Below are 22,020 nucleotides of genomic sequence, written 5' to 3' on the forward strand. Positions count from 1 at the left end.
CCTCTCAGATCATCTGGAATTTTCCAGAGACCTTGAACCGGAGATAGGCTTCTATGCTGCGCGCCATGTTGGGCAGCATTTCGGGCAAGTGGTCGGGCGCAAACCAGTCGACGGCAGTGCTTTCATCATCCGTGACGGCCGGCTCGCCTTCGAAGGAACGCGTGTAAAACACCAGCGCGAAAAATTGGGTGCGATCGCCATTCGGAAACTGGAAGGTTTCATATTGTGGGTCGCAGCCGAACCCGAACGGTTCGATATCGCTGACGATCAACCCGGTTTCCTCGATGACCTCCCTGATCACCACCGCTTCCAAGCCTTCGCCTTCCTCGGCATTGCCGCCAGACAGACCCCACACGCCGAAATCGGTTCGCTTCTGCAGCAGGATGCGGCCATCGGCGCGCTCGATGATGATGCGCGCGCCTGGCATCAGCACCAAACGGTTCCCGATCAATGCCCGCAATCGCCCGAGATAGCTGTCGGCAAAGGCCATTCAAACGCTCCCTGCGCCAGCGAACAGTTTGCTCACTCTTCCGGCTTCACCAAATCGACGGGGCTGATGTCGAGCAGGTCGAGTGTGCGGCGCAGCAGCTTCACCTCGCTCTCTGCCAGCCTGGCATCGGCCTTGGCGATCTCGGCCATGTGGCGCGCAAGCAGCTTGCGGCGCTCGACATCGAGATCGCGAAACAGCCCGATCGCCTGCGAGCCGTTGGTCTCGTAGCCATAATCGTTGAGATATTCGATGACGCTGTCGATGCTGGCCTCCGGAATGCCGAAGGCTTCCTTGCAGATGCGCCGGAACACGACCATCTCGCTCTCCGAGACCGAGCCGTCGGCCAGGATCATGCGGAACAACATCAGAAGTTCGGCTGACAGCACCGGGTCGTCCGCCACCTTGCGCACGCCCGGGTCACCGTCGAAGATCGAACGTATCTGGTCGAGCAGCGCCATCGCCATCAAGCTCCCCTTTGCGATTCCGATTGGATTGTTAGGGCAATTCCAGGAAAAGTGTGAGCGTTTAGGCTCGGCGACTTCGCCGTAGCCTTCCATCCGGAATTGCGTCAAAGCAAGAACAGTGCGGTTCGGCGTGTAACGACGAACCGATCTGGCGTGGAATCGCTCTTGCGCAAACTGGCTGAGCGTGATGGAAGCTGCGGCTTCCTTCCAAGCCCCTTCCCCATGATCGACCTTACCCTGCAGACCGTCCTCATGCTCGTTGCCGCCGCTTTTGCCGCGGGGTTCGTCGACGCGATCGCCGGCGGCGGCGGGCTGATCACGATCCCGGCGCTGCTGCTCGCCGGTTTTTCGCCGGTCGCAGCACTCGGCACCAACAAGCTGCAGGGTATGTTCGGTTCCGGCTCGGCGACCATTCATTATGCCGCCAACGGCCAGGTCGATTTACGCCGCCAGCTGCCGTCGGCGCTGCTGGCGCTTGTCGGCGGCGCCGTCGGAGCGCTTTTGGCGACCGTCGTCCCCGGCGATTTCCTGCGCGCGCTGTTGCCGCTGCTGCTGATCGCCATCGCGCTCTATTTCGCGCTGAAGCCGAACATGGACGACGTCGACCGCGCCGAGCGGCTGTCGCCTTTCCTGTTCGGACTGATCATTCCGCCGCTGGTCGGCTTCTATGACGGGCTCTTCGGTCCCGGCGCCGGCTCCTTCTACATGCTCGCCTTCGTCACGCTCGCCGGCTATGGCGTGCTCAAGGCGACGGCGCACACCAAGCTGCTCAACCTCGCTTCCAACATCGGCGGCTTCGTCGTCTTCGCCGCCGTCGGCGTCATCGACTGGAAGATCGGCCTGATGATGGGCGTGGCGCAGTTCATCGGCGCGCGTGTCGGCGCGAGCCTGGCCATCCGTATCGGCGCGAAACTGATCAAGCCGCTGCTGGTGGTGGTCTGCCTGGCGCTGGCGATCAAGCTCTTGGCCGATCCCGCCAATCCGCTGCGCCAGCTCATTGGTGTGTGAGGCAGCGGCTGGTACAATTCCAGCCTTGCGAATCATGTTGGAGGGACCAGACATGAATCTCAGTGCACCCACCCAGATCGTGTTCATTATTTCGTTGGTTATCGCCGTCATCGGCCTTCTCGCCGCCCTTGGCATTCTTGCATTCATTCCGCTTGCGTCCGTTTGGATCATGCTCATCGCCTATATCGTGCTCGCCGCCGGCTGTTTGATGCGCGGCGCCTGAAATTCGCAGATCTTAGGCAACCCGGAGCGCCCGGCCTTGCCGGGCGCTTTTGATTTGAGGACGCGGTCTGCTAGGCTCGCGCCATGTCCGACGAGCCAGAGCACCATCGCCAGGACAATCGGTCCCCGGCCCTCCATTTCGAGATGGTGCGACGCAAGCCCGCTGCCTTGCTTACGGGCATCGTCACGGATATCTGCGGCTATCGCGAGACCCGCCCCGGCCATTTCCGCATCGTCGAATATGCTTCGCTGACCGTGCCGCTGGTGATCAGCTTCGCCGAAGCCTTCGCCATCGGGCTCGGCCACAGCCCAGGCGCCAATGACCGCTACGCCAGCTTCGCCGCCGGCCTCTATGCCGGGCCGGTCATGATCGAATCCTTCGGCGGCGCCTGCTGCGTCCAAGTCAATTTCACGCCGCTCGGCGCCAGGCAATTCTTCGGCCTGCCGATGAGCGAGCTGCGGGATCGCATGGTTGGGTTGGACGATGTGCTGGGCTTTGACGGCCACGCGCTGCGCGAACAGCTCGGCGAAGCGGCGGATTGGAACGCGCGCTTCGACATTGCCGAAGGATTCATTACCAGCCGCCTTGCCGACGCGAATGCGCTTTCGCCCGAAATCGCCTGGGCGTACAGGACGGTCATCATGTCGGGCGGCCGCACCCGCATTTCGACGCTCGCCGGCGAGATCGGCTGGAGCCGCAAGCATCTGGCCGCCAAGTTCACCGACGCGATCGGCATCGGCCCGAAGACCTTGTCACGCATCGTGCGCTTCAACCGGGCGCTGTCCCTGTCGAAGCGGCAGGACGATGACTGGGCTGGCATCGCCGCCGATTGCGGCTATGCCGACCAGGCGCATCTGGTTCGCGAGTTCCGTCAGTTGGCCGGCGAAACGCCGACCGGGCTCGCGGCGATGATCTAGCCCTCAGGCGAGGTAACATTTCTTCAAGACGCCGAGACCGCCTTTGCACAGACTGGCATTCATCAACCGATCCAGGGAGATTGTCATGCCGACAGCAAACGAAGCACCCCGTCTCTATCCGGCCCTGCGCTACAGGAACGCCGCCAAAATGATCGACTGGCTCAGCGAGGCTTTCGGCTTCGAACTGCGCGCCCGCTATGGCGAGGGCGACATCGTCCACCACGCCGAGCTCACTTTCGGCTCCTCGATGATCATGCTGGGCACGGCGCGCGACGACGATTACGGCAAGATGGTCGGCGAGCCCGGCGGTGGCGGCGGCAAGTCGATCTACATCGCCGTCGATGACGCCGATGCCGCCTATGCGCGTGCCAAGAAGGCCGGCGCGAAAATCCTCCAGGAACTGGTCGACCGCGACTATGGCAGCCGCGATTTCATCTGCCTCGACCCGGAAGGCAATGTCTGGTCCTTCGGCACTTACTGGCCGAAGGCGGGCGAGAAGGCGTAGTCAGCGCGCCAGCCCAAATATAGCGTCGCAGTCGAGATGCCTCTCCAACTCCGCGGCCACCTCGTCCAGCGCCTTCTCGACGTCCGCGCGATAGTCGATGCCGCCTCCCCTGACGCCAAGGCTCTCCAGATAGGCGGCGCGAAACGCGTCGGCTGAGAACAATCCGTGCAGATAGGTGCCGATCACCTTGCCGTCGGCGGAGACCGCGCCGTCCTCGGCGCCATTGAACATCGTCGACGGTCGCGCCGTGTCCGCGCCGGTAGTCCGGCCGAGATGGATTTCATAGCCCTCGAGCGGCAGGCCGAACTGCACCGAATGCGCGCTTGAATTGCGCACCGTCTTTTCAGGCTCCATCACCGTTTCTATGTCGAGCAGGCCAAGGCCTTCGGCCTCGGTGACGCTGCCTTCGATGCCGTCGGGATCGCGCACCATGCGGCCGAGCATCTGGTAGCCGCCGCAGATGCCGACGACATGGCCGCCGCGCTCGCGATGGGCGAGAAGATCGCGATCCCAGCCGTTCTCGCGGAATTTTATGAGATCGCCAATCGTCGATTTGGAGCCGGGGATGACCACCAGCCCGGCATCTTCCGGCAGCTTCTTGCCCGGCGGCACGAACACCACCTCGACCTGCGGCTCGGCTTTCAGCGGATCGAGGTCGTCGAAATTGGCAATGCGCGCCAGCATTGGCACCGCCACCTTCAACGCCCGTTTCTCACCGGAAGCGAGCCGTTCGAGCACAACGGAATCTTCGGACGGTAGCCGCCCGGCCGCCTTCAGCCACGGCACGACGCCGAAGCAGCGCCAGCCGGTGAACCTTTCGATCGCGCTTATCCCCTCGTCGAACAGCGAGACATCGCCGCGGAACTTGTTGATGAGATAGCCGGCGATCATGCGCCGGTCTTCCTCCGGCAGGACCAGATGCGTGCCGGCCACGGACGCAATGACTCCGCCGCGGTCGATGTCGCCGACCAGGATCACTGGCACATTGGCGCGCGTGGCAAAACCCATATTGGCGATGTCGCGGCTTCTGAGATTGATCTCGGCGGGCGAGCCCGCGCCCTCGACGATGACCAGGTCCGCGCCCTCGCCGACCTTCGCCCAGGACTCCAGCACCGCGTCCATCAGCACGGCTTTCATCGCCTGGTAGTCGCGCGCCCGCGCCTCGCCATAGACCTTGCCCTGCACCACCACTTGCGAGCCGATATCGCTCTGCGGCTTGAGCAGCACCGGGTTCATATGGACGGTCGGTCTCACCCCGCAGGCCAGGGCCTGCAGCCATTGCCCGCGGCCGATCTCACCTTCGCCGGTTTTGTCGCCGCCGGGAATGTCGGCGACCGCGGCATTGTTCGACATGTTCTGCGGCTTGAACGGCCGCACCTTCAGCCCGCGATTTTTCGCAGCGCGGCAAAGCCCCGCCACCAGCACGGTCTTGCCGACATCCGAACCGGTGCCCTGCAGCATGATCGCTTTAGCCATTAGCCTCTGCCTCCTGAGCCAATGGTCGATTTCTGTGCCAGGGGCCCGCCGCGCCAGAGATAGAGCGCCATCAGTGGCTCCTTGCCGGTGCGCGTGGCATGGCTGACATTGGAGGCGTGGTGGATCACTTCGCCCGCCTCGCGAAATTGAAAGTCCCCCTCGCCCATCCGCCATTCCGTGCCGCCGGTCAGCGGGATGTAGATTTCCTCGGCGATATGATGGTGGTCGGGATAGACAATGTTGGGCCCAAGGATCAGCAGGCCGGCCGCGACCGCGTCATTGACGAAGTGCCCGCGTGTGCCGAACACTTCCAGCCAGCCGTAATTGTCGATGAAGCTCTGCCCGAAATCGGCGGTGGTATAGGTCTGTCCCCAGCGCAGCTCCTCCCGATGATCGGCAACGAATCGCGCCAGCGGCCTGGCGTCCAGCAGCGCAAGCTCGGCGATGCGATCGAGATGGCCAAGGCAGCCAAGCACGCGCGGTTCGAGAGAACGCACAGGCATGTCCCAGCCGATGCGCGCGACTTCGTCCCTCACCAGATCATTGTCGACGCCCGCGAGACAGGCTTGGAAACGCTCCAGCAACTTATTGAAAATTGTCGGCACGCACGAGCTCCGTTCGTCATTCCATGCACAGCCGGTTCTCAACGGTCCGGGTTGCGCGGCGGCATCATTGGTCTAGATTGAACGGCGCGCAAAGACAAAAACGACAGGCCAGAAGGCCTGAAGCGACAGGGAGCACGCCATGGACGTGGCAGTCGATGCGGGCACTGGCCAATTCGAACTCAACGAGGAACAGCGCGCCATCCAAGAGATGGCCCGAGCCTTCGCGTCGGACCGCGTCGCGCCCAATGCGCTCGACTGGGACAAGGCAAAGCACTTCCCCGCCGATGTGATCCGCGAGACCGGGCCGCTCGGCCTGGGCGGCATCTATGTGCGCGACGATGTCGGCGGCTCGGCGCTTGGGCGGCTGGACGCGGTGCTGATCTTCGAGGCGCTTGCCCATGCCGATCCGGCCTTCTCCTCCTTCATTTCCATCCACAACATGGCGGCCTCGATGATCGACCGCTTCGGCAGCGACGAGCAGCGCCAGCGCTTCCTGCCGAAACTGACCTCGATGGAGTGGCTGGCGAGCTATTGCCTGACCGAGCCCGGCTCGGGCTCGGATGCCGCCGCGCTCAAGACGCGGGCGGTGAAGAGCGGCGGCGATTACGTGCTCAACGGCGCCAAGCAGTTCATCTCCGGCGCCGGCGACAGCGACCTCTACGTCGTCATGGCGCGCACCGGCGCCGATGGCCCTAAGGGCATTTCGACCTTTGTCGTGCCCAGGGATGCGCCGGGCCTGTCCTTCGGCGCCAACGAGCACAAGATGGGCTGGCACATGCAGTCGACCCGCCAGGTCATCTTCGAGGACTGCAAGGTGCCGGCCGAGAACCTGCTCGCCGCGGAAGGCGCAGGCTTCGGCATCGCCATGGCCGGGCTCGACGGCGGGCGGCTCAACATCGCCGCCTGTTCGCTCGGCGGAGCGCAGTCGGCGCTCGACAAGGCGCTTGCCTACACGGCCGAGCGCAAGGCCTTCGGCTCCAAGATCAACCAGTTCCAGGCGCTGCAGTTCAGGTTGGCCGACATGGAAACGGAACTGCAGGCGGCCCGCATCTTCCTCTACGCCGCCGCTTCCAAGCTCGACCGCAAGGCGCCGGACGCCGGCAAATGGTCGGCCATGGCCAAGCGCTTCGTCACCGATATCGGCTTCGACATCGCCAACCAGGCGCTGCAATTGCACGGCGGCTACGGCTATCTGCACGACTACGGCATCGAGAAGCTGGTGCGGGATCTGCGCGTCCACCAGATCCTCGAAGGCACCAACGAGATCATGCGCGTCATCATCGCGCGCTCGCTGATTGGGCGCTGACGCCGACGCGCGTTGCCGAAGCAAGGATTCCGGAGGAACAAGAATGACAACGATCGCCTTCATCGGCCTCGGCAACATGGGTAATCCCATGGCCGCCAACCTCGTAAAAGCGGGCCATGCGGTGCTGGGCTTCGATCTTATGCCCGAGAACCTTACAGTTGCGAAAGAACACGGCATTACGGTCATGGCGAACGCCGTCACCGCAGTGAAGGGCGCGGACGTCGTCATCACCATGCTGCCCGCCGGCAAGCATGTGCTGTCGGTCTACGAGGACATCGCGCCGAACGCGAAGAAAGGCGCGCTGTTCATCGATTCCTCGACCATCGATGTCGAATCGGCGCGCAAGGCGCATGCGATTGCCGCGAAGCATGGCCTGCAATCGATCGATGCGCCCGTCTCCGGCGGCACGGGTGGCGCGTCGGCCGGCACGCTAACCTTCATGGCAGGCGGCTCGGATGAAGCGTTTGACGCCGCCGAACCGATCCTGCAGCCGATGGCCGGGCGCGTCGTTCATTGCGGCGGCGACGGCGCCGGACAGGCCGCCAAGATCTGCAACAACATGATTCTCGGCATCTCGATGATCGGCGTCGCCGAGGCGTTCGTGCTGGCCGAAAAGCTCGGCCTGTCGCATCAGGCGCTGTATGACGTCGCCTCCACGTCCTCGGGCCAGTGCTGGTCGCTCACCACCTACTGCCCGGTGCCCGGCCCCGTTCCGGCTTCGCCGGCCAATCGCGACTACAAGCCCGGCTTTGCCGCCGCGCTCATGCTCAAAGACCTGAAGCTTTCACAAGAAGCCGCGCAGAGTGCCGGCGCCGTGACCCCGCTCGGCGCCGAAGCCACGCAGCTTTATGCCTTGTTCAACGCGCAAGGCCACGCCGGCGCCGATTTTTCCGGCATCATAAATTTCCTGCGCGGCGACAAAAGCTAAACGGCTGCTTTCCAACGGTTATTAGCGGATTTTTTCGACACAAAGCCGGCAAATTTAGATTTGCTTAAGGTCTTGCTAACGCACCGGTAACGATGTGCCTTTAAAACGGATTGCGTGGCGGACATCGCGTCTGCCCGGCGCTCCGGATCAGGTCTCGCGTACCGGAGCCCGTAGGTTTCGCAAGTGTTTCGTAGCGAAACGCCATGCGTATCTGGCAAAGCCGCGTTCCCGTCGGGACGCGGTTTTTGCGTTGTGGGGACATCACGCGAAATGTCCGGGAATGGACCGGGCGCCCATTGAGGAGCGCCCGGAGAATATCCCTCAGCGCTTGCGCAAATCGGCATCCGCGAGATCGAGCGCCTTGGCGATCCGCTCGCAGGCCATGTCGATTGTGTCGCGCGTCCAGATCAGCGGCGGCGACAGGATCATGGTGTCGCCGGTGGCCCGCATCATCATGCCGTTCGCGACCGCATGGTCGCGCACGACAACGGCAGCGCTTCCCGACGGCAGATAGCGTTCCTTGGTCGCCTTGTCCTTGACGATCTCGATCGCGCCCATCAGGCCGATCGAGCGCACCTCGCCGACCAGTCTGTGCCCCGCGATCCGCTCCTGCAGCGCCTGCGCGAAATAGGGACCGGTGTCGTTCTTGACACGCTCGACCAGGCCTTCCTTCTCGATGATCTCAAGATTCTTCAGCGCCACCGCGCAAGCCACCGGATGACCGGAATAGGTGTAGCCGTGATAGAACTCGCCGCCTTTCTCGACCAGCGTCTTGGCGACGCGATCGCTGACCAGCAGCGCCGACAGCGGCTGGTAGCCCGAGGTCAGCGCCTTGGCGGTGGTGATGGTGTCGGGCTCGATGCCGAAAGTCTGCGCCGCGAACCATTCGCCGGTGCGGCCATAGCCGGTGATGACCTCGTCCAGCATCAACAGCACGTCGTATTTGCGGCAGATGCGCTCGACTTCCGGCCAGTAGCTCATCGGCGGAATCTTCACCCCGCCGGCGCCCATCACCGGTTCGCCAATGAAGGCGGCGACCTTGTCGGCGCCGGCCTCGAGGATCGCGTCCTCGACCGCCTTTGCCGCGCGAATGCCGAAATCATGGTCGCTTTCGCCGGGCAGCGCGAGCTCATAGGCATAGGGCATCATCACATGGACGATGTTGGGCACCGCGCCGCCGAGCTGCTTGTGCATCGGCTCCATGCCGCCCAGCGACGTGCCGGCGATCGTCGAGCCGTGATAGGCCGACTTGCGCGAGATGACGCGGTTCTTCTCGGGCTTGCCTTCAAGCGCCCAATAGTGGCGCACGAGCCTGAGCGCCGTGTCGTTGGCCTCCGACCCGGACGAACCGTAGAAAACCTGGCTGACATGCGTCGGCGCCAGCTCCGCCAGCTTTTTCGACAACAGCACCGGCGTCGGCGTCGAGCATTTGAAGAAGGAGTTGTAGTAAGGCAGTTCCTTCATCTGCGCGTAGGCAGCCTCGGCCAGCTCGGCGCGGCCATAGCCGACATTGACGCACCACAGGCCCGCCATGCCATCGAGGATTTCGGTGCCATCGGCATCGTAGATGAACGGGCCCTTGGCATGGGTGACGATACGCGATCCGGTGTCGCGCAGTTCCTTGTGGTCGGTGAAGGGATGAAGGTGATGCGCGGCGTCGATCTGCTGAAGCTGCTTCAGCGAATAATTCTGATAGGTCATGGGTTTGATCTTTCCTCTTGAATCAATCCGGCAGCGGCCGGGGCGGATTCGTCAGAGGAAGCCGGGCGGCGAATAGCCGATGCGAGCGCACAGCCGCAAAAGCTCGGCGCGAAGGGTCCGCGGTGACGGCGTCACCGCGACCCCGAAGGCGCCTGATGTGCTGAAGCGGATCATGGCGGCAGCTTATGCCGCCTGATGCCTAGAATTCAAGCCATGCCTACGAGGCAGTCTTATCGAGCGCCCGCTGCAGGAATATGTAGCGCATCGCCGTCTGCGCCGCCTGCGGCCGGCGGTCGCCGCGCCCGCCATGGCCGCCTTCGGTCTCCTCGAAGAACAGCGTCCCGCCATGGCCTGCCGCCTGCAGCCGCGCCGCCATCTTGCGCGCATGTCCCGGATGGACGCGGTCATCGGCGGTCGAGGTCATCAACAGCACCGGCGGATAGGCGACATTGGTCGCGACATGCTGGTAGGGCGAATAGGCGCCGAGCCAAGCTGCCTCCTCCGGCTTCGACGGGTCGCCATATTCGGCTATCCACGAGGCGCCGGGCGGCAGTTCGGTGTAGCGCAGCATGTCGAGCAGCGGCACGTCGATGATGACCGCGCCGAACAGCTCCGGGCGCTGCGTCAGCAATGTGCCGGTGAGCAGGCCGCCATTCGAACCGCCCTGAATGCCGAGCTGCGCCGCCGTGGTGATGCCGCGCTTAACCACATCCTCGGCCACCGCCGCGAAATCGTCGAAGGCGTTCTGGCGCTTGCCCTTGAGCGCCGCCTGGTGCCAGGCCGGGCCGAACTCGCCGCCGCCGCGGATATTGGCCTGGATATAGGCGTTGCCCTTGTCCAGCCAGAGCTTGCCGCGGATGCCGGCATAGCCGGGCAGCAGCGGCACTTCGAAACCGCCATAGCCATAGAGCAGCGCCGGCACTGGCCCTTTCTGGTCGCGCCGCCGCACCACGAAATACGGGATCATCGTGCCGTCCTTCGAGCGCGCCTCGAGTTGCTCCGAGATATAAGGCGAGGCGTCGAAGCGGGCCGGCTGCGATTTCACCGTTTGAAGCGTCTCGCCATTGTCGTCCGACCAGATGATCGAGCTCGGCGTCAGGAAATCCGTGAAGGAGAAGGAGACGCTCGAGCCGAAATGCTCGGCATGGCTGATGCCGACATTGCCATTGTCGGGCAGCGCGATGCGTTTCAGCGACCAGCCATCGGCGGTGCGGTCGCAGGCGATGACCTTGCCGCGCACATTGTCCATCAGGTTAATGAACAACCGGTCCTTGGTCCTGGCGAGCCCGGCGATCGAGACGCGATGCGCCGGCGCAAGCACCGTTTCGAACGGCCCGAATGTGCCGCTCTCGATCCAGCGGTCGAAATCGACGGAGTAAAGCCCGTCGGGCAGGAATTGCATGCCGTCGGGCGCCGTCCATGGGCTGCGCAAGCCGAAGATCAGCTGTCCCTTGAAGACCGCGGTGTCGGTGGCGTCGTCGGGCAGCGGAATGCGCCGGTTCTCGCCCGAAGCGAGACGCAGGAAACTGTGCGAGGTGAAAAAGTCGAGCGTCTTACCGAGCAGCACATGCCGCTTGTCGCCGTCATATTCGACGCTGCTGCCGACCGCGAGATGCTGCGTCTTGCCTTCGAAGATCGGCGTCGCGTCCTCAAGCTTCGTGCCGCGACGCCAAAGCTTGATGACGCGCGGATAGCCGGACTCAGTCTTGTCGCTTTCCTCGAAAGCCGCCGAGACGATGACCGTATCCGGGTCCAGCCAGGAAAAGCCCGACTTGGAGGCGCGCGCGGAAAACCCCCCGTCGACGAAGGATTTCGTTGCGATGTCGAATTCGCGCATCTCGCTGGCGTCGCCGCCATCGGGCGACATGTAGAGCAGGCAGCGGTTGAAATCGGGATAGAGCCGGCTCGCGCCGCCGAACACCCATTTGACGCCTTCCTTCGCCGAGAGCTGATCGAAATCGATGATCGTCTCCCATTCCGGTTTGTCGGTTTTGTAGGAAGCGACAGGCGTGCGCCGCCACAGGCCCACCGCATTGGTCTTGTCCTGCCAGAAATTGTAGACGTAGCCGGCAAGTGCGGCCCCGACCGGCATGTTGTCCTCGGCCGTCATCAGGTCGAGCGCGGTCTCGAAAGCCGCCTGGTAGGAAGGATCGCCCTGCAATTCGGCGACCGTCAGCGCATTCTGGCGATGAACCCAGTCCAGCGCTTCCTTGCCGTTGCGATCCTCCAGCCAGAGAAAGGGATCCGCCAATTCGGGCTGGGTCTTGGTCATCATGCTGGTCATGCGGGTCTCCTTCCGGCGGCTCCGCCTACATCGCGTTCGCTGCATCGATATTCAAGAGCCGTGACCGGACCGATTACAAAACCCGCCGGCGCACGACCGTCGCCGCCGCCAGCGCCGCGCAGATTGCGCCCAGCGTGACCGGCAGGCCGGTGGCGCCGGCGACATCCATGACGCCGCCGGTGAGCGGCGGCACGACGATGCCGCCAAAACCCCAGATCAGCGAGAAGGCCGCATTGCCGGCGACCAGCGCCGAGCCGCTGAAGCGCTCGCCGAGTTCGATGATCGACATCGTGTAGATGCCGTAGGAGACGGCGCCCCAGACAAAGACGCACGCCCAGATCAACGGCGTCTCGATCAGCGCCGGCAAGAGCACACATCCAAGGATGGTCACCGCCACGCAGCCGAAGCGAACCAGGCGCGCGGTCAGTCTCTCGGCAAGCAGGCCGAGCGGCACCTGCATGGCGATATTGCCGGCGATCATCACGGAAAGCAGCGCCGACATGCGCGCTTCGGGAATGCCGTGATGCGTCCCATAGACCGGCAGCAGCGCCAATATCGCCTGCTCGAATCCTGCCGCGACGACGACCGCCGACAGAAGCAGCCAGGCCATTGGGATGAAGCCCAGCACCGAAACCTTGTTTTCGGCCTCGTCGACTTTTGGCAGCCGCTTCACCACCACGGCCAGGCAGCCGCCGCAGAAGATGAAGGCAAGAATGCCGACAAGGAAAGGCGGCCAGCCTTCGGTCCCGACGCCCAGCAGGCAGAGCGGCCCAGCCGCGAAGCCGGCCGAGATGATGGTGGAATAGATGCCCATGACGCGGCCGCGCCGCGCTGGGGGAGCAAGCGCAATCACCCAGATTTCGCTCAAGACATAAAGCGGGTTGGTCACCACGCCGATCAGGAAGCGCAATGGGAACCACAGATAGACATCCTGCGTCCAGCCGACCAGCGCCAGCACCAGTGCCGAGAGCGCCGCGCAGGTCAGCGCGGTGCGCCCTGCCCCGAACCGCCGCGCTAATCCCGGGATCAGCGGCGAGGACAGGATGAAGCCGACCGGCGTCATCGCCGCCGACAGCCCGATCATCGCCGGCGAAACGCCCTGACGCTGCAAGATGAAGCTGAGCAGCGGGTAGGAAAGCCCTTGCGCGATGGCGAATACCGAAACGGTCGCGATCACGCCGGTGATCGCGGCCCACTGCACCCTCTCGCCGGCCTCTGATTTCGCCAGAGCCATCGTTCCTGCTCCAATTGCCAGGAGGCTTTAGCCGCTAGCGGCTGCGGCCGTAAGAGCCAACTGGCGGCGAAAACGCATGTTCCAGCCAGTCCCTGTCAGGAGCGCTTGCCCGTTCGGAGCGATACTGCGCGGCGGCAGAAGCCTTTGCGAATGTTTCGGTGGGCGGCAATTCGGCAACCCAGCCGGTTGCCCTTCCGTCATGTCGCTTCCCTCGCCCTAGTGGTCGCCGCCTCCTCACCGGCTGCATTGCGGCCGGTCCATTATGCCGGCCAAATTCGCATCCTCACGAGGCTTCCCATGACCGCCGCCCTTCGTCCCGCCGAACCGGCACTGGCAACCGATCGCGCCCGCCGTGGCGGCCGCGCGGGCAAGCGCGCCGGCGGCTCGGCCGCCTTCGAGCAGCCCGCCTTCCGGCAGTTGAGGAACCCGCTGACACCGACCAAGCTGGTGTCGGACGACGAGCTGGAATCGATCCACCTCGCCTCGCTGCGCGTGCTGAAGGAGATCGGCGTCGACGTCCTGCACGACGAGGCCCGCCGCATCATGAAAGCGCATGGCGCGGATGTGCGCGAAGGCAGTGAGCGCGTGCGCTTCGACAGCGACATGATCCTTGAGCTTGTCTCGCACTGCCCGTCGGAGTTTACGCTGCATGCCCGCAACCCGGCGCACAATCTGCGTTTCGGCGGCAACAACGTCATCCTGTCGATGATGGCTTCGGCGCCGAACTGCTCCGACCTCGACCGCGGCCGCAGGCCCGGCAACCAGGCCGACTACCGCAACTTCCTGCGCCTCGCGCAGATGCACAACATCCTGCACTGCACCGGCGGCTATCCGGTCGAGCCGATCGACATCCATCCATCGGTCCGGCACCTGGAATGCATCCGCGACCTCGCCATGCTCACCGACAAGGTCTTCCACATCTATTCGCTCGGCAAGGAACGCAATGTCGACGGCATCGAGATCACCCGCATCGCCCGCGGCATCAGCCGCGAGCAGCTGATGCAGGAACCGTCGGTCTTCACCATCATCAACACCAATTCGCCGCTCAAGCTCGACGTGCCGATGATGGAAGGCATCATCCAGATGGCGAGCATGGGCCAGGCCGTGATCGTCACCCCGTTCACGCTCTCGGGCGCCATGGCGCCAGTCACCGTCGCCGGCGCGCTGGTGCAGCAGAACGCCGAGGCACTTTCCGGCATCGCCTTCGCGCAGATGGTCAAGAAAGGCGCGCCGGTAGGCTATGGCGGCTTCACCTCCAATGTCGACATGAAGTCCGGCGCGCCGGCCTTCGGCACGCCCGAATATATGAAGGCGCAGCTCGTCGGCGGCCAGCTCGCGCGCCGCTATCAAATTCCCTACCGCACCTCCAACACCTGCGCCGCCAATACGGTCGACGCGCAGGCCGCCTATGAAAGCGTGTTCTCGCTGTGGGGCGCCATCCAGAGCGGCGGCAATCTGATGATGCATGGCGCCGGCTGGCTGGAAGGCGGCCTGCGCTGCTCCTACGAAAAGACCATCCTCGACATCGACCTTTTGCAGATGGTGGCCGAGTTCCTCACCCCGCTCGACCTCTCCGAGGATGCGCTCGGCTTCGAGGCCATCCAGTCTGTCGGTCCTGGCGGCCATTTCTTCGGCACCCAGCACACCCAGGAGCGTTACAAGACCGCCTTCTACTCGCCGATCGTCTCCGACTGGCGCAACTTCGAGACCTGGACCGAGGCCGGCTCGCCGACGGCGATGGAGCGGACCAACAAGGTCTGGAAGGAGCGCCTTGCTTCTTACGAGGAGCCTTACATGGATCCGGCCATCCGCGAGGAGCTCAACGACTTTGTCGAAAAACGCCGCGCCGAAGGCGGTGCGCCGACAGATTTCTGATCATCTGTGTTGAGGATGAACAGTCGACCCCCACTCCGTCGAGCTGCGCTCGACACCTCTCCCCCGATCGACGGGGGAGAGGAAAGGCGCGAGGCGATTCCAGCCGGCGCCCTTCCTCTCCCTCCGGAGGGGGGAGAGGTGGCGCTGCGAAGCAGCGACGGAGTGGGGGAAGGCGCTGCTCAAACGCGAAGCCGCCGCAAACAGGGCGCTACCCAGCGGGCGCGAAATCTCCGGCAGGCCGGCAATCAAGCGGAAGCATTGCTTTGGCTTGAACTGAAAGCACGCAAGCTCGGCGGCTATCGCTTTACGCGCCAGTTTTCCATCGGGCCGTTCTTCGCCGACTTCGCTTGCCGCGAGCGTTGGCTCGTCGTCGAGGTCGATGGATCCCAACACGCCGACAGCTCATATGATCGCCGCCGCGACGACTTCATGCGCGCTCAGGGCTATTCGATCCTGCGTTTCTGGAGCCATGACATCCTGAAGCATCGCACTTCCGCCTGTGAAACAATCGTTGCCGCGCTTGATGGCAAACTGGCCGAGAACATCGCGGTGGCCGATCTGCGCTTTGTTTTCCCGCCTCGCCCAATCAATTCAGCTCTTAAAACTCAGTCTTTGTAAAACGGACCTATCTGCATGAAATCCCACGTAAAAGCGGTTGTCATCGGCGGCGGCGTCGTCGGCTGTTCGGTGCTCTATCACCTCGCCAAGGCTGGCTGGACCGACATCATGCTGATCGAGCGCTCGGAGCTGACCTCCGGCTCGTCCTGGCATGCGGCGGGCGGCTTCCATACGCTGAACGGCGACCCTAACGTCGCCAAGCTGCAGGCCTATACGGTCCAGCTCTACAAGGAAATCGAGGAACTGTCGGGCCAATCCTGCTCGCTGCATCTGACCGGCGGCGTCATGATGGCCGACACGCCGGAGCGCATGGACTTCCTGCGGCTGGCTCACGCCAAGGGCCGTTATCTCGGCATGGACACCGAGCTGATCACGCCTTCGGAAGCCAAGGCGATGTTTCCGCTGATGGACGAGAAGAACTTCGTCGGCGCCATGTGGGATCCGGTCGAAGGACATCTCGATCCGTCCGGCACCACCATCGCCTATTCCAAGGCGGCCAAGAAGCTCGGCGCCGAGATCGTGCTGCGCAACCGCGTCGTCGACCTGACGCAGCAGCCGGATGGCACCTGGAACGTGGTCACCGAGCAGGGCACGGTCCATGCCGAGCATGTCGTCAACTGCGGCGGCCTGTGGGCGCGCGAGATCGGCCGCATGGTCGGCGTCGAGCTGCCGGTGCTGGCCATGGAGCATATGTACCTGCTCACCGAGCCGATGCCGGAGGTCGAGGAATTCAACAAGTCGACCGGCCGCGAGATGATCGGCGTGCTCGACTTCAAGGGCGAGATCTATACCCGCCAGGAGCGCAACGGCGTCCTGCTCGGCACGTATGAGAAAGCCTGCAAGCCGTGGTCGCCGGTCAACACGCCGTGGGATTTCGGCCATGAGTTGCTGCAGCCCGACATCGACCGCATCGCGCCGTCGCTGGAGATAGGCTTCAAGCATTTCCCCGGCATCGAGAAGGCTGGCATCAAGCAGATCATCAACGGCCCCTTTACCTTCGCGCTCGACGGCAACCCGCTGGTCGGCCCGGTGCAGGGCCTGACCAATTTCTGGTGCGCCTGCGCCGTCATGGCCGGCTTCAGCCAGGGCGGCGGCGTCGGCCTGGCGCTGTCGAACTGGATGGTGCATGGCGATCCGGGCTTCGACGTCTGGGGCATGGACGTCGCCCGCTTCGGCGAATGGGCGAGCCTGCGCTACACCAACGCCAAGGTGCGCGAGAACTATTCGCGGCGCTTTTCAATCCGCTTCCCGAACGAAGAACTGCCCGCCGCCCGTCCGGCGCAGACGACACCACTTTACGACACCATGCTCGCCAACAACGCCGTCATGGGCGATTCGTGGGGCCTCGAGACGCCGCTCTGGTTCGCACCGAAGGGCACGGAGCCGAAGGACATCGTCTCCTTCCACCGCTCCAACGATTTCGGCCCGATCGGCGAGGAAGTGCGCGCCACGCGTGAGAAGGTCGGCGTCACCGAGATCGCCAACTTCGCCAAATACGAGGTCTCGGGCCCGGGCGCGGAGGATTTCCTCAACCGGCTGATGACCAACCGCATGCCTAAAATTGGCCGCATCGTGCTGACCCCGATGGTCAACGAGTTTGGCAAGCTGATCGGCGACTTCACCATCGCCAAGGCCGGCCCAAGGAATGGAGAAGACCGCTTCATGATCTGGGGCTCGTCGGCCGCGCAGAAGTACCACATGCGCTGGTTCGAGAAGCACCTGCCGAAGGATGGCTCGGTGCGCATCCACCGCTTCGACCAGACGCTGGTCGGTCTCTCCATCGCCGGGCCGAAATCGCGCGACCTGCTGGAGAAGCTCGTCGATGTCGACGTCTCGACCAAGGCCTTCCGCTTCATGGATTTCCGTGAGATGGCGGTCGGCGGCGCGCCCTGCATGGTCAACCGCATCACCTATACCGGCGACCTCGGCTACGAGATCTGGATGGCGCCCGCCTATCAGCGTCTCGTCTACAAGGCGATCAAGGACGCCGGCGCGGAATTCGGCATTGTCGATTTCGGCATGCGCGCGCTGCTCTCCATGCGCCTGGAGAAGAACTTCCCGACCTGGTTCCGCGAGTTGCGGCCCATCTACGGACCGTTCGAAGGCTCGATGGATCGCTTCATCAAGCTGGAGAAGAACGACTTCATCGGCCGCGAGGCGTCCGCCAGGGAGCATGCCGAAGGGCCGAAGCTGCGCCGGGTCTCCTTCATCGTCGACGCTGCCGATGCCGACGTTATGGGCGACGAGCCGATCTGGGCCAAGGTCGGCAAGGACTACGGCACGGTCGAGAAGCCGCATGGCTATGGCGCGCCTCGCTTCGACGAGGGGGGCAAGGAAGTGCGCGGATCGAAGGCCGCCGAAGGCGCTTCCGCCGTGCGTGGCATCGTCGATGGCGAATGGCGCGTCGTCGGCTGGGTGACCTCGGGCGGCTATGCGCATTACGTGCAGAAATCGATGGCGCAGGGCTATGTGCCAGCCGCCCTTGCCGAGGACGAAAGCGCCGGCCTGTTCGAGATCGAGATTCTCGGCCACCGCCGCCCGGCGCGCATCAATATCGAGCCGCCCTTCGACCCGAGCGGCGAGAAGATGCGGACCTGACCACCCGGATTTGTTGGATCGCGCCGGTTGCTGTGGCATGGTCGATGCCCCGCTACCGGCGCATCAGCATGAGAAGACCACCCCCTTGCAGCAGCTAGAGAAATGGACCGATTGGCTCTGCAATGGACGGGTCGGTCCATTCAGCGCCGCGATCGCGTCGGTCCTCGTCTATTGCCTGCTCCAGATCGCAGTGATGGCGCTGTTGTCTCACATTGCGGGCACGGGCGTCGGCGTCGACGATTCCGAGCAGCTGATGGAAATGCGCTTTCTTGCTGCCGGCTACGGCAGCTCGCAGCCGCCTCTATACACCTGGCTGGCGATGCTTGCGGCCTCGGTGGCCGGAACCAGTGTCCTTGCCCTCAAGATCGTCAAATACGGCTTGCTGGCCGCGGGACTGGCCGCCTATTTCACCGCCATACGTCGCCTTGGCTACTCGAACCGCGCCGGTGCCGCCGGCATGTTCGGATTGCTTCTGTTTCCCCAGATCTTCTGGGAGATGCAGCACGCCCTTACCCACTCGGTCGCAATATTCTGTTTCACTTCGGTGCTGCTTCTGGCGTTGGTCGAGGTGGAGAAACGGCGCTCGGCCGTCGCTTACGCGTTTTTCGGCCTGGCGACGGCGGCCGCGATGCTGTCGAAATACAATATCGTCATCTTCCTTGCCGCTCTGTTCCTGGCATCTCTCTCGCTTCGCGAAACGCGTGAGGCGATCTTCGACCGACGTTTCGCAATCAGCCTGGCCGTAGCGATCCTCGCCTGCCTGCCGACGCTTCACTGGAACATCACGCACCCGGATGACTTCCTGGCGCACAGTGGCGGCTTCGGCGCCGGCAACGGCGATGGGCTGGTGGAGACCACAGTGCTCGCCCTGCGCGGGCTGGGCAACGCGATGCTCAATTTCGCGGGCCTGCCGGCTATTATCATTGCCGTGGCCCTTTTCCTCGCGGCACGGAAAGCCGCAACAACGCCGCAGCCGGTGCGGTGGCCCGAGAAGCTGCTGTGGCGCACGATCGCCTTGGCATTGCTCATCACGCTGGTGGTTGTTCTGGCGGGCGGCATCACGCAGTTTCGCGATCGGTGGGTCCTGCCCGTGTTCGTCCTGCTGCCCGCAGCCCTGGCCATGCGCTTCGATGCCATCGGGCAGAGGGGCGGAAAAACGCAAAGTACCATTGTCTTCGTCGGCGCGATTCTCGCCCTTCTTGCGCTACCCGTAAGCTGGTACATGCACGTGAATGGCGGCGACAGCCGCGGCAGCATCGTGCGGATGGACTACCGGTCGCTTTACGACCAGATCAACGCCGATGGGCCGGTCAAGACCGTGGTCTCTAGCTGGTTCTGGATCGGCAATCTGCGCCTGGTCGATGCCGATCTGATCGTGCTCGATGACGAGATACCGGACTTCGCCCGGTCGATCCGCGAGCCGGCTGTGCTTGTCCTTACAGACGACAGGGAATCGTCCTCGGATGTCTTCGAAGAGATGGCGAAGGCCGGCTACACAATGGACACTGTCCATCGCACGATCGAGGTGCCGCAGGCACTCGGCTTCCCGCCGCGCAAGGTCACGATCACCAAACTGCTCAAGAAGACCGCGCAGTAAGCTTCAGGGGGGACGAATGGACAAGCTAGGCTTTGGCCGCCATCGCAAGATCATGCCCTTCGAACCCGGGTCCGTCGAAGCGTTGCGCGAGGCCTCCCGTGAGAAAGCGGCCTCGCTCAGCCAGCATGTGCTGGGTTATGGCGCGACAGCCGAGGCGGAATGGGAGGCGGCAGGCATCGCCGCGCCCGACCTGCCCGCCATGCGCAGATACCGGCTGGAGCGCATTCGCGCCGAGCTGAAGCGCCGCGACTATGCAGGCGCCCTGCTCTATGACCCCATCAACATCCGCTATGCGACGGACTCGACCAACATGCAGCTCTGGGTCGCGCACAACCCGACACGCCACTGTTTCGTCGCCACCGAGGGCCCTGTGGTGCTCTTCGACTACTTCTCCTGCGAGCACCTGTCCGACCATTCGGGTGTCGTCGACGAGGTGCGCCCGGCGGTGTCGTGGATATACCTCTATAGCGGCGAGCTCACCGAGCAGAAGGTCCGGCGCTGGGGCGCCGGCATCGCCGAGCTCGTAGCCGAGCACGGCGGCGGCAATCGCCGCATCGCCGTCGACCACATCGATTCCGAAGGCGTCCAGGAACTCGCCCGCCGCGGCATTTCCGTCGGCAATGGCGAAGCGGTGATGGAGAATGCTCGCCTTATCAAATCCCCGGGCGAAATCCTCGCCATGCGCCGCGCCATCGTCGCCTGCGAGGCGGCGATGGGCGAAATGGAAGCGGTACTCAAGCCCGGCATCTCCGAAAACGAGCTCTGGGCGCAACTGCATCGCGGCAACATCGCGCGTGGCGGCGAATGGATTGAAACGCGGCTTCTGTCGTCCGGCCCGCGCACCAATCCCTGGTTCCAGGAATGCTCCTCGCGCGTCATCGAGAATGGCGACCTCGTCGCCTTCGACACGGACCTGATCGGCCCTTATGGTTTCTGCGCCGATCTCTCGCGCACATGGCTTTGCGGCGACATGCAGCCGTCGAAGGAACAGTGCGATCTCTTCCGTATCGCTGCCGATCAGATCGCCCATAACACCGATCTGATGCGGCCGGGCATCTCCTTTCGCGATCTTGTCGAGCGCTCGGCGGTGCCGCCGGACGATTGCTACCCCACGCGCTACGGCGTGCTCTACCATGGCGTCGGCCTGGCCGATGAATATCCGACGCTGCCGCATGCCGGCGATTGGACCGACGACACACCGGACGGCGTGCTCGAACCAGGCATGGTGCTCTGCGTCGAAAGCTATATCGGCAGGCTTGGCGGGCATGAAGGCGTCAAGATCGAGGAACAGATCCTGATCACCGCAACCGGAAACGAGAAGCTTTCAGCCTACAAGCTGGACGAGCGGCTGCTTTGACGCGCCGCTTTCGACGGCCGCGATAGCGTCGCGCATCATGGCAATGGTTTTTTCCGGCGTCGTTCTGGCGGTGATATAGGGCAGGCCCTTGCGTCGCGCCGTCCAGCCGACGACCTTCACGGCTTTCGCAGCCGGCTCGAAACGTTGCGCCAGCGCCCAGCTTTGGCAGTCGATTGCGGCAACATCCGCCCTGCCCTCGGCGATGGCGATGATCGACGACCGGTGGCCGCCACTTTCGCTGCGCGAGGCGAAAATATCGAGGCTCTCTCCCAACGCCTCCAGGTCGCGCGTCAGCGCGATCAGCCCAGACATCGAATCCGGATTGTTGAAAGTGAAGCGCTTGCCGCGGAGAAGATCGATCGGGATGATGGCTTTGCCGTCCTGCGGCGAGGCAACCGGCGGTCCGCCGTCCGCGGCCATCACCAGCGCGCTGGAATAGAGTTCCCCCTGTCCCCCCTCGAACGCATCGTAATTCGGCTGGGCAATCACCTGCACATGCCCGGCGAGGCCGAGTTCCATCGGTCCCCAACAGGTTTGCCCGAAGAGCAGCGCCGGACTGAGCCAAAGCTGGTGAAAATCGATCTCGTCCAGAGGCAGCGTCGCCGGATCGGGCGCGATCACCATGCCGGCCTTATCGTGGATGCCGCCAGGCACCGGCGGCAGATCGCGATTGCGGCGCACGATCGTTTCCGGCGCATCGATGCCCCGTTGCTGGAAGGCGTCACGCAGCCGCGCCCATTGCGCATCGACCTCGCGCCGGGCTTCGGGCCAATCATACATCGGCAGGGCCGCAACGAACTTGTTCATGTCGAACAGCTTTCAAAGGCAGGCGAC

General features: G+C 63.8%; 19 protein-coding genes. 11 read left to right on the forward strand and 8 right to left on the reverse strand.

All coding sequences use genetic code 11. The features are described from left to right. Positions 1-4 precede the first annotated feature (4 nt). Positions 5-490: an NUDIX domain-containing protein gene (locus tag LB528_RS13005; RefSeq protein ID WP_224715180.1), complete on the reverse strand. Its 486-nt coding sequence runs from the start codon at positions 488-490 to the stop codon at positions 5-7. A 32-nt stretch (positions 491-522) separates the two neighbouring features. Continuing rightward, positions 523-954: a TerB family tellurite resistance protein gene (locus LB528_RS13010; protein ID WP_224715181.1), complete on the reverse strand. Its 432-nt coding sequence runs from the start codon at positions 952-954 to the stop codon at positions 523-525. Between the two features lie 222 nt (positions 955-1,176). On the opposite strand from LB528_RS13010, the gene LB528_RS13015 reads away from it, so the two are divergent. The 4 genes from LB528_RS13015 (at position 1,177) to LB528_RS13030 (ending at position 3,607) form a co-directional block, all read left to right on the forward strand. Continuing rightward, positions 1,177-1,962, forward strand: a complete 786-nt coding sequence (locus LB528_RS13015; RefSeq protein ID WP_224715182.1) for a TSUP family transporter — start codon at positions 1,177-1,179, stop codon at positions 1,960-1,962. A gap of 52 nt (positions 1,963-2,014) precedes the next feature. Then, positions 2,015-2,185 carry a hypothetical protein gene (locus tag LB528_RS13020; RefSeq protein ID WP_224715183.1) on the forward strand — a complete coding sequence of 57 codons (171 nt, stop codon included), beginning with the start codon at positions 2,015-2,017 and terminating at the stop codon, positions 2,183-2,185. 83 nt (positions 2,186-2,268) lie between these two features. Next, on the forward strand, positions 2,269-3,102 hold the full coding sequence (locus tag LB528_RS13025; protein WP_224715184.1) for a helix-turn-helix domain-containing protein: 834 nt from the start codon (positions 2,269-2,271) through the stop codon (positions 3,100-3,102). An 85-nt stretch (positions 3,103-3,187) separates the two neighbouring features. After that, the gene (locus tag LB528_RS13030) at positions 3,188-3,607 is read left to right on the forward strand and encodes a VOC family protein (RefSeq protein WP_224715185.1); all 420 of its coding nucleotides are present in this window, start codon (positions 3,188-3,190) and stop codon (positions 3,605-3,607) included. Here LB528_RS13030 and LB528_RS13035 read toward each other — a convergent pair whose 3' ends face one another. Next, positions 3,608-5,083 (reverse strand): cobyric acid synthase, encoded by a 1,476-nt coding sequence (locus LB528_RS13035; RefSeq protein ID WP_224715186.1) that lies wholly within the window; start codon positions 5,081-5,083, stop codon positions 3,608-3,610. It lies immediately after the preceding gene. Continuing rightward, on the reverse strand, positions 5,083-5,688 hold the full coding sequence (locus tag LB528_RS13040) for a dimethylsulfonioproprionate lyase family protein (RefSeq protein ID WP_224715187.1): 606 nt from the start codon (positions 5,686-5,688) through the stop codon (positions 5,083-5,085). The genes LB528_RS13035 and LB528_RS13040 overlap by 1 nt, the downstream gene beginning before the upstream one ends. A 139-nt stretch (positions 5,689-5,827) precedes the next feature. Between LB528_RS13040 and LB528_RS13045 the strand changes: the two genes are divergently transcribed. Both LB528_RS13045 and mmsB read left to right on the forward strand, forming a co-directional pair. Further along, complete coding sequence (locus LB528_RS13045) at positions 5,828-6,994, forward strand: isobutyryl-CoA dehydrogenase (protein WP_224715188.1); 1,167 nt, start codon at positions 5,828-5,830, stop codon at positions 6,992-6,994. A gap of 43 nt (positions 6,995-7,037) precedes the next feature. Continuing rightward, positions 7,038-7,922 carry a 3-hydroxyisobutyrate dehydrogenase gene (gene mmsB / locus LB528_RS13050; RefSeq protein WP_224715189.1) on the forward strand — a complete coding sequence of 295 codons (885 nt, stop codon included), beginning with the start codon at positions 7,038-7,040 and terminating at the stop codon, positions 7,920-7,922. Positions 7,923-8,243: 321 nt separating this feature from the next. Here mmsB and LB528_RS13055 read toward each other — a convergent pair whose 3' ends face one another. From LB528_RS13055 to LB528_RS13065, 3 genes are all read right to left on the reverse strand, one after another. Then, entirely contained in the window at positions 8,244-9,623 is a 1,380-nt protein-coding gene (locus LB528_RS13055) for an aspartate aminotransferase family protein (protein WP_224715190.1), read from the reverse strand. 217 nt (positions 9,624-9,840) lie between these two features. Continuing rightward, positions 9,841-11,907 carry a prolyl oligopeptidase family serine peptidase gene (locus LB528_RS13060; RefSeq protein ID WP_224715191.1) on the reverse strand — a complete coding sequence of 689 codons (2,067 nt, stop codon included), beginning with the start codon at positions 11,905-11,907 and terminating at the stop codon, positions 9,841-9,843. Positions 11,908-11,980: 73 nt separating this feature from the next. Next, positions 11,981-13,141: an MFS transporter gene (locus LB528_RS13065; protein ID WP_224715192.1), complete on the reverse strand. Its 1,161-nt coding sequence runs from the start codon at positions 13,139-13,141 to the stop codon at positions 11,981-11,983. A 297-nt stretch (positions 13,142-13,438) separates the two neighbouring features. Between LB528_RS13065 and LB528_RS13070 the strand changes: the two genes are divergently transcribed. From LB528_RS13070 to LB528_RS13090, 5 genes are all read left to right on the forward strand, one after another. Continuing rightward, the gene (locus LB528_RS13070) at positions 13,439-15,016 is read left to right on the forward strand and encodes a trimethylamine methyltransferase family protein (RefSeq protein WP_224715193.1); all 1,578 of its coding nucleotides are present in this window, start codon (positions 13,439-13,441) and stop codon (positions 15,014-15,016) included. A 138-nt stretch (positions 15,017-15,154) separates the two neighbouring features. Beyond that, entirely contained in the window at positions 15,155-15,634 is a 480-nt protein-coding gene (locus LB528_RS13075; protein ID WP_224715194.1) for an endonuclease domain-containing protein, read from the forward strand. A 15-nt stretch (positions 15,635-15,649) separates the two neighbouring features. Beyond that, on the forward strand, positions 15,650-18,232 hold the full coding sequence (locus LB528_RS13080) for an FAD-dependent oxidoreductase (RefSeq protein ID WP_224715195.1): 2,583 nt from the start codon (positions 15,650-15,652) through the stop codon (positions 18,230-18,232). Positions 18,233-18,269: 37 nt separating this feature from the next. Further along, complete coding sequence (locus LB528_RS13085; RefSeq protein ID WP_224715196.1) at positions 18,270-19,829, forward strand: ArnT family glycosyltransferase; 1,560 nt, start codon at positions 18,270-18,272, stop codon at positions 19,827-19,829. A 16-nt stretch (positions 19,830-19,845) separates the two neighbouring features. Continuing rightward, positions 19,846-21,186: a M24 family metallopeptidase gene (locus LB528_RS13090; protein WP_224511099.1), complete on the forward strand. Its 1,341-nt coding sequence runs from the start codon at positions 19,846-19,848 to the stop codon at positions 21,184-21,186. On the opposite strand, the gene LB528_RS13095 is transcribed toward LB528_RS13090, so the two are convergent. Beyond that, complete coding sequence (locus tag LB528_RS13095; protein ID WP_224715197.1) at positions 21,154-21,993, reverse strand: phosphate/phosphite/phosphonate ABC transporter substrate-binding protein; 840 nt, start codon at positions 21,991-21,993, stop codon at positions 21,154-21,156. The genes LB528_RS13090 and LB528_RS13095 overlap by 33 nt on opposite strands. Between the last annotated feature and the right edge of the window lie 27 nt (positions 21,994-22,020).

The organism is Mesorhizobium sp. CA4 (assembly GCF_020165075.1).
Taxonomy (GTDB): Bacteria; Pseudomonadota; Alphaproteobacteria; order Rhizobiales; family Rhizobiaceae; genus Mesorhizobium.

Coding starts and splice junctions, on each gene's coding strand:
- LB528_RS13065 (WP_224715192.1), bottom strand. CDS start 13,141: ATGGCTCTGGCGAAATCAGAGGCCGGCGAGAGGGTGCAGTGGGCCGCG.
- mmsB (WP_224715189.1), top strand. CDS start 7,038: ATGACAACGATCGCCTTCATCGGCCTCGGCAACATGGGTAATCCCATG.
- LB528_RS13025 (WP_224715184.1), top strand. CDS start 2,269: ATGTCCGACGAGCCAGAGCACCATCGCCAGGACAATCGGTCCCCGGCC.
- LB528_RS13095 (WP_224715197.1), bottom strand. CDS start 21,993: ATGAACAAGTTCGTTGCGGCCCTGCCGATGTATGATTGGCCCGAAGCC.
- LB528_RS13015 (WP_224715182.1), top strand. CDS start 1,177: ATGATCGACCTTACCCTGCAGACCGTCCTCATGCTCGTTGCCGCCGCT.
- LB528_RS13020 (WP_224715183.1), top strand. CDS start 2,015: ATGAATCTCAGTGCACCCACCCAGATCGTGTTCATTATTTCGTTGGTT.
- LB528_RS13055 (WP_224715190.1), bottom strand. CDS start 9,623: ATGACCTATCAGAATTATTCGCTGAAGCAGCTTCAGCAGATCGACGCC.
- LB528_RS13045 (WP_224715188.1), top strand. CDS start 5,828: ATGGACGTGGCAGTCGATGCGGGCACTGGCCAATTCGAACTCAACGAG.
- LB528_RS13010 (WP_224715181.1), bottom strand. CDS start 954: ATGGCGATGGCGCTGCTCGACCAGATACGTTCGATCTTCGACGGTGAC.
- LB528_RS13035 (WP_224715186.1), bottom strand. CDS start 5,083: ATGGCTAAAGCGATCATGCTGCAGGGCACCGGTTCGGATGTCGGCAAG.
- LB528_RS13090 (WP_224511099.1), top strand. CDS start 19,846: ATGGACAAGCTAGGCTTTGGCCGCCATCGCAAGATCATGCCCTTCGAA.
- LB528_RS13070 (WP_224715193.1), top strand. CDS start 13,439: ATGACCGCCGCCCTTCGTCCCGCCGAACCGGCACTGGCAACCGATCGC.
- LB528_RS13080 (WP_224715195.1), top strand. CDS start 15,650: ATGAAATCCCACGTAAAAGCGGTTGTCATCGGCGGCGGCGTCGTCGGC.
- LB528_RS13030 (WP_224715185.1), top strand. CDS start 3,188: ATGCCGACAGCAAACGAAGCACCCCGTCTCTATCCGGCCCTGCGCTAC.
- LB528_RS13005 (WP_224715180.1), bottom strand. CDS start 490: ATGGCCTTTGCCGACAGCTATCTCGGGCGATTGCGGGCATTGATCGGG.
- LB528_RS13085 (WP_224715196.1), top strand. CDS start 18,270: ATGGTCGATGCCCCGCTACCGGCGCATCAGCATGAGAAGACCACCCCC.
- LB528_RS13060 (WP_224715191.1), bottom strand. CDS start 11,907: ATGACCAGCATGATGACCAAGACCCAGCCCGAATTGGCGGATCCCTTT.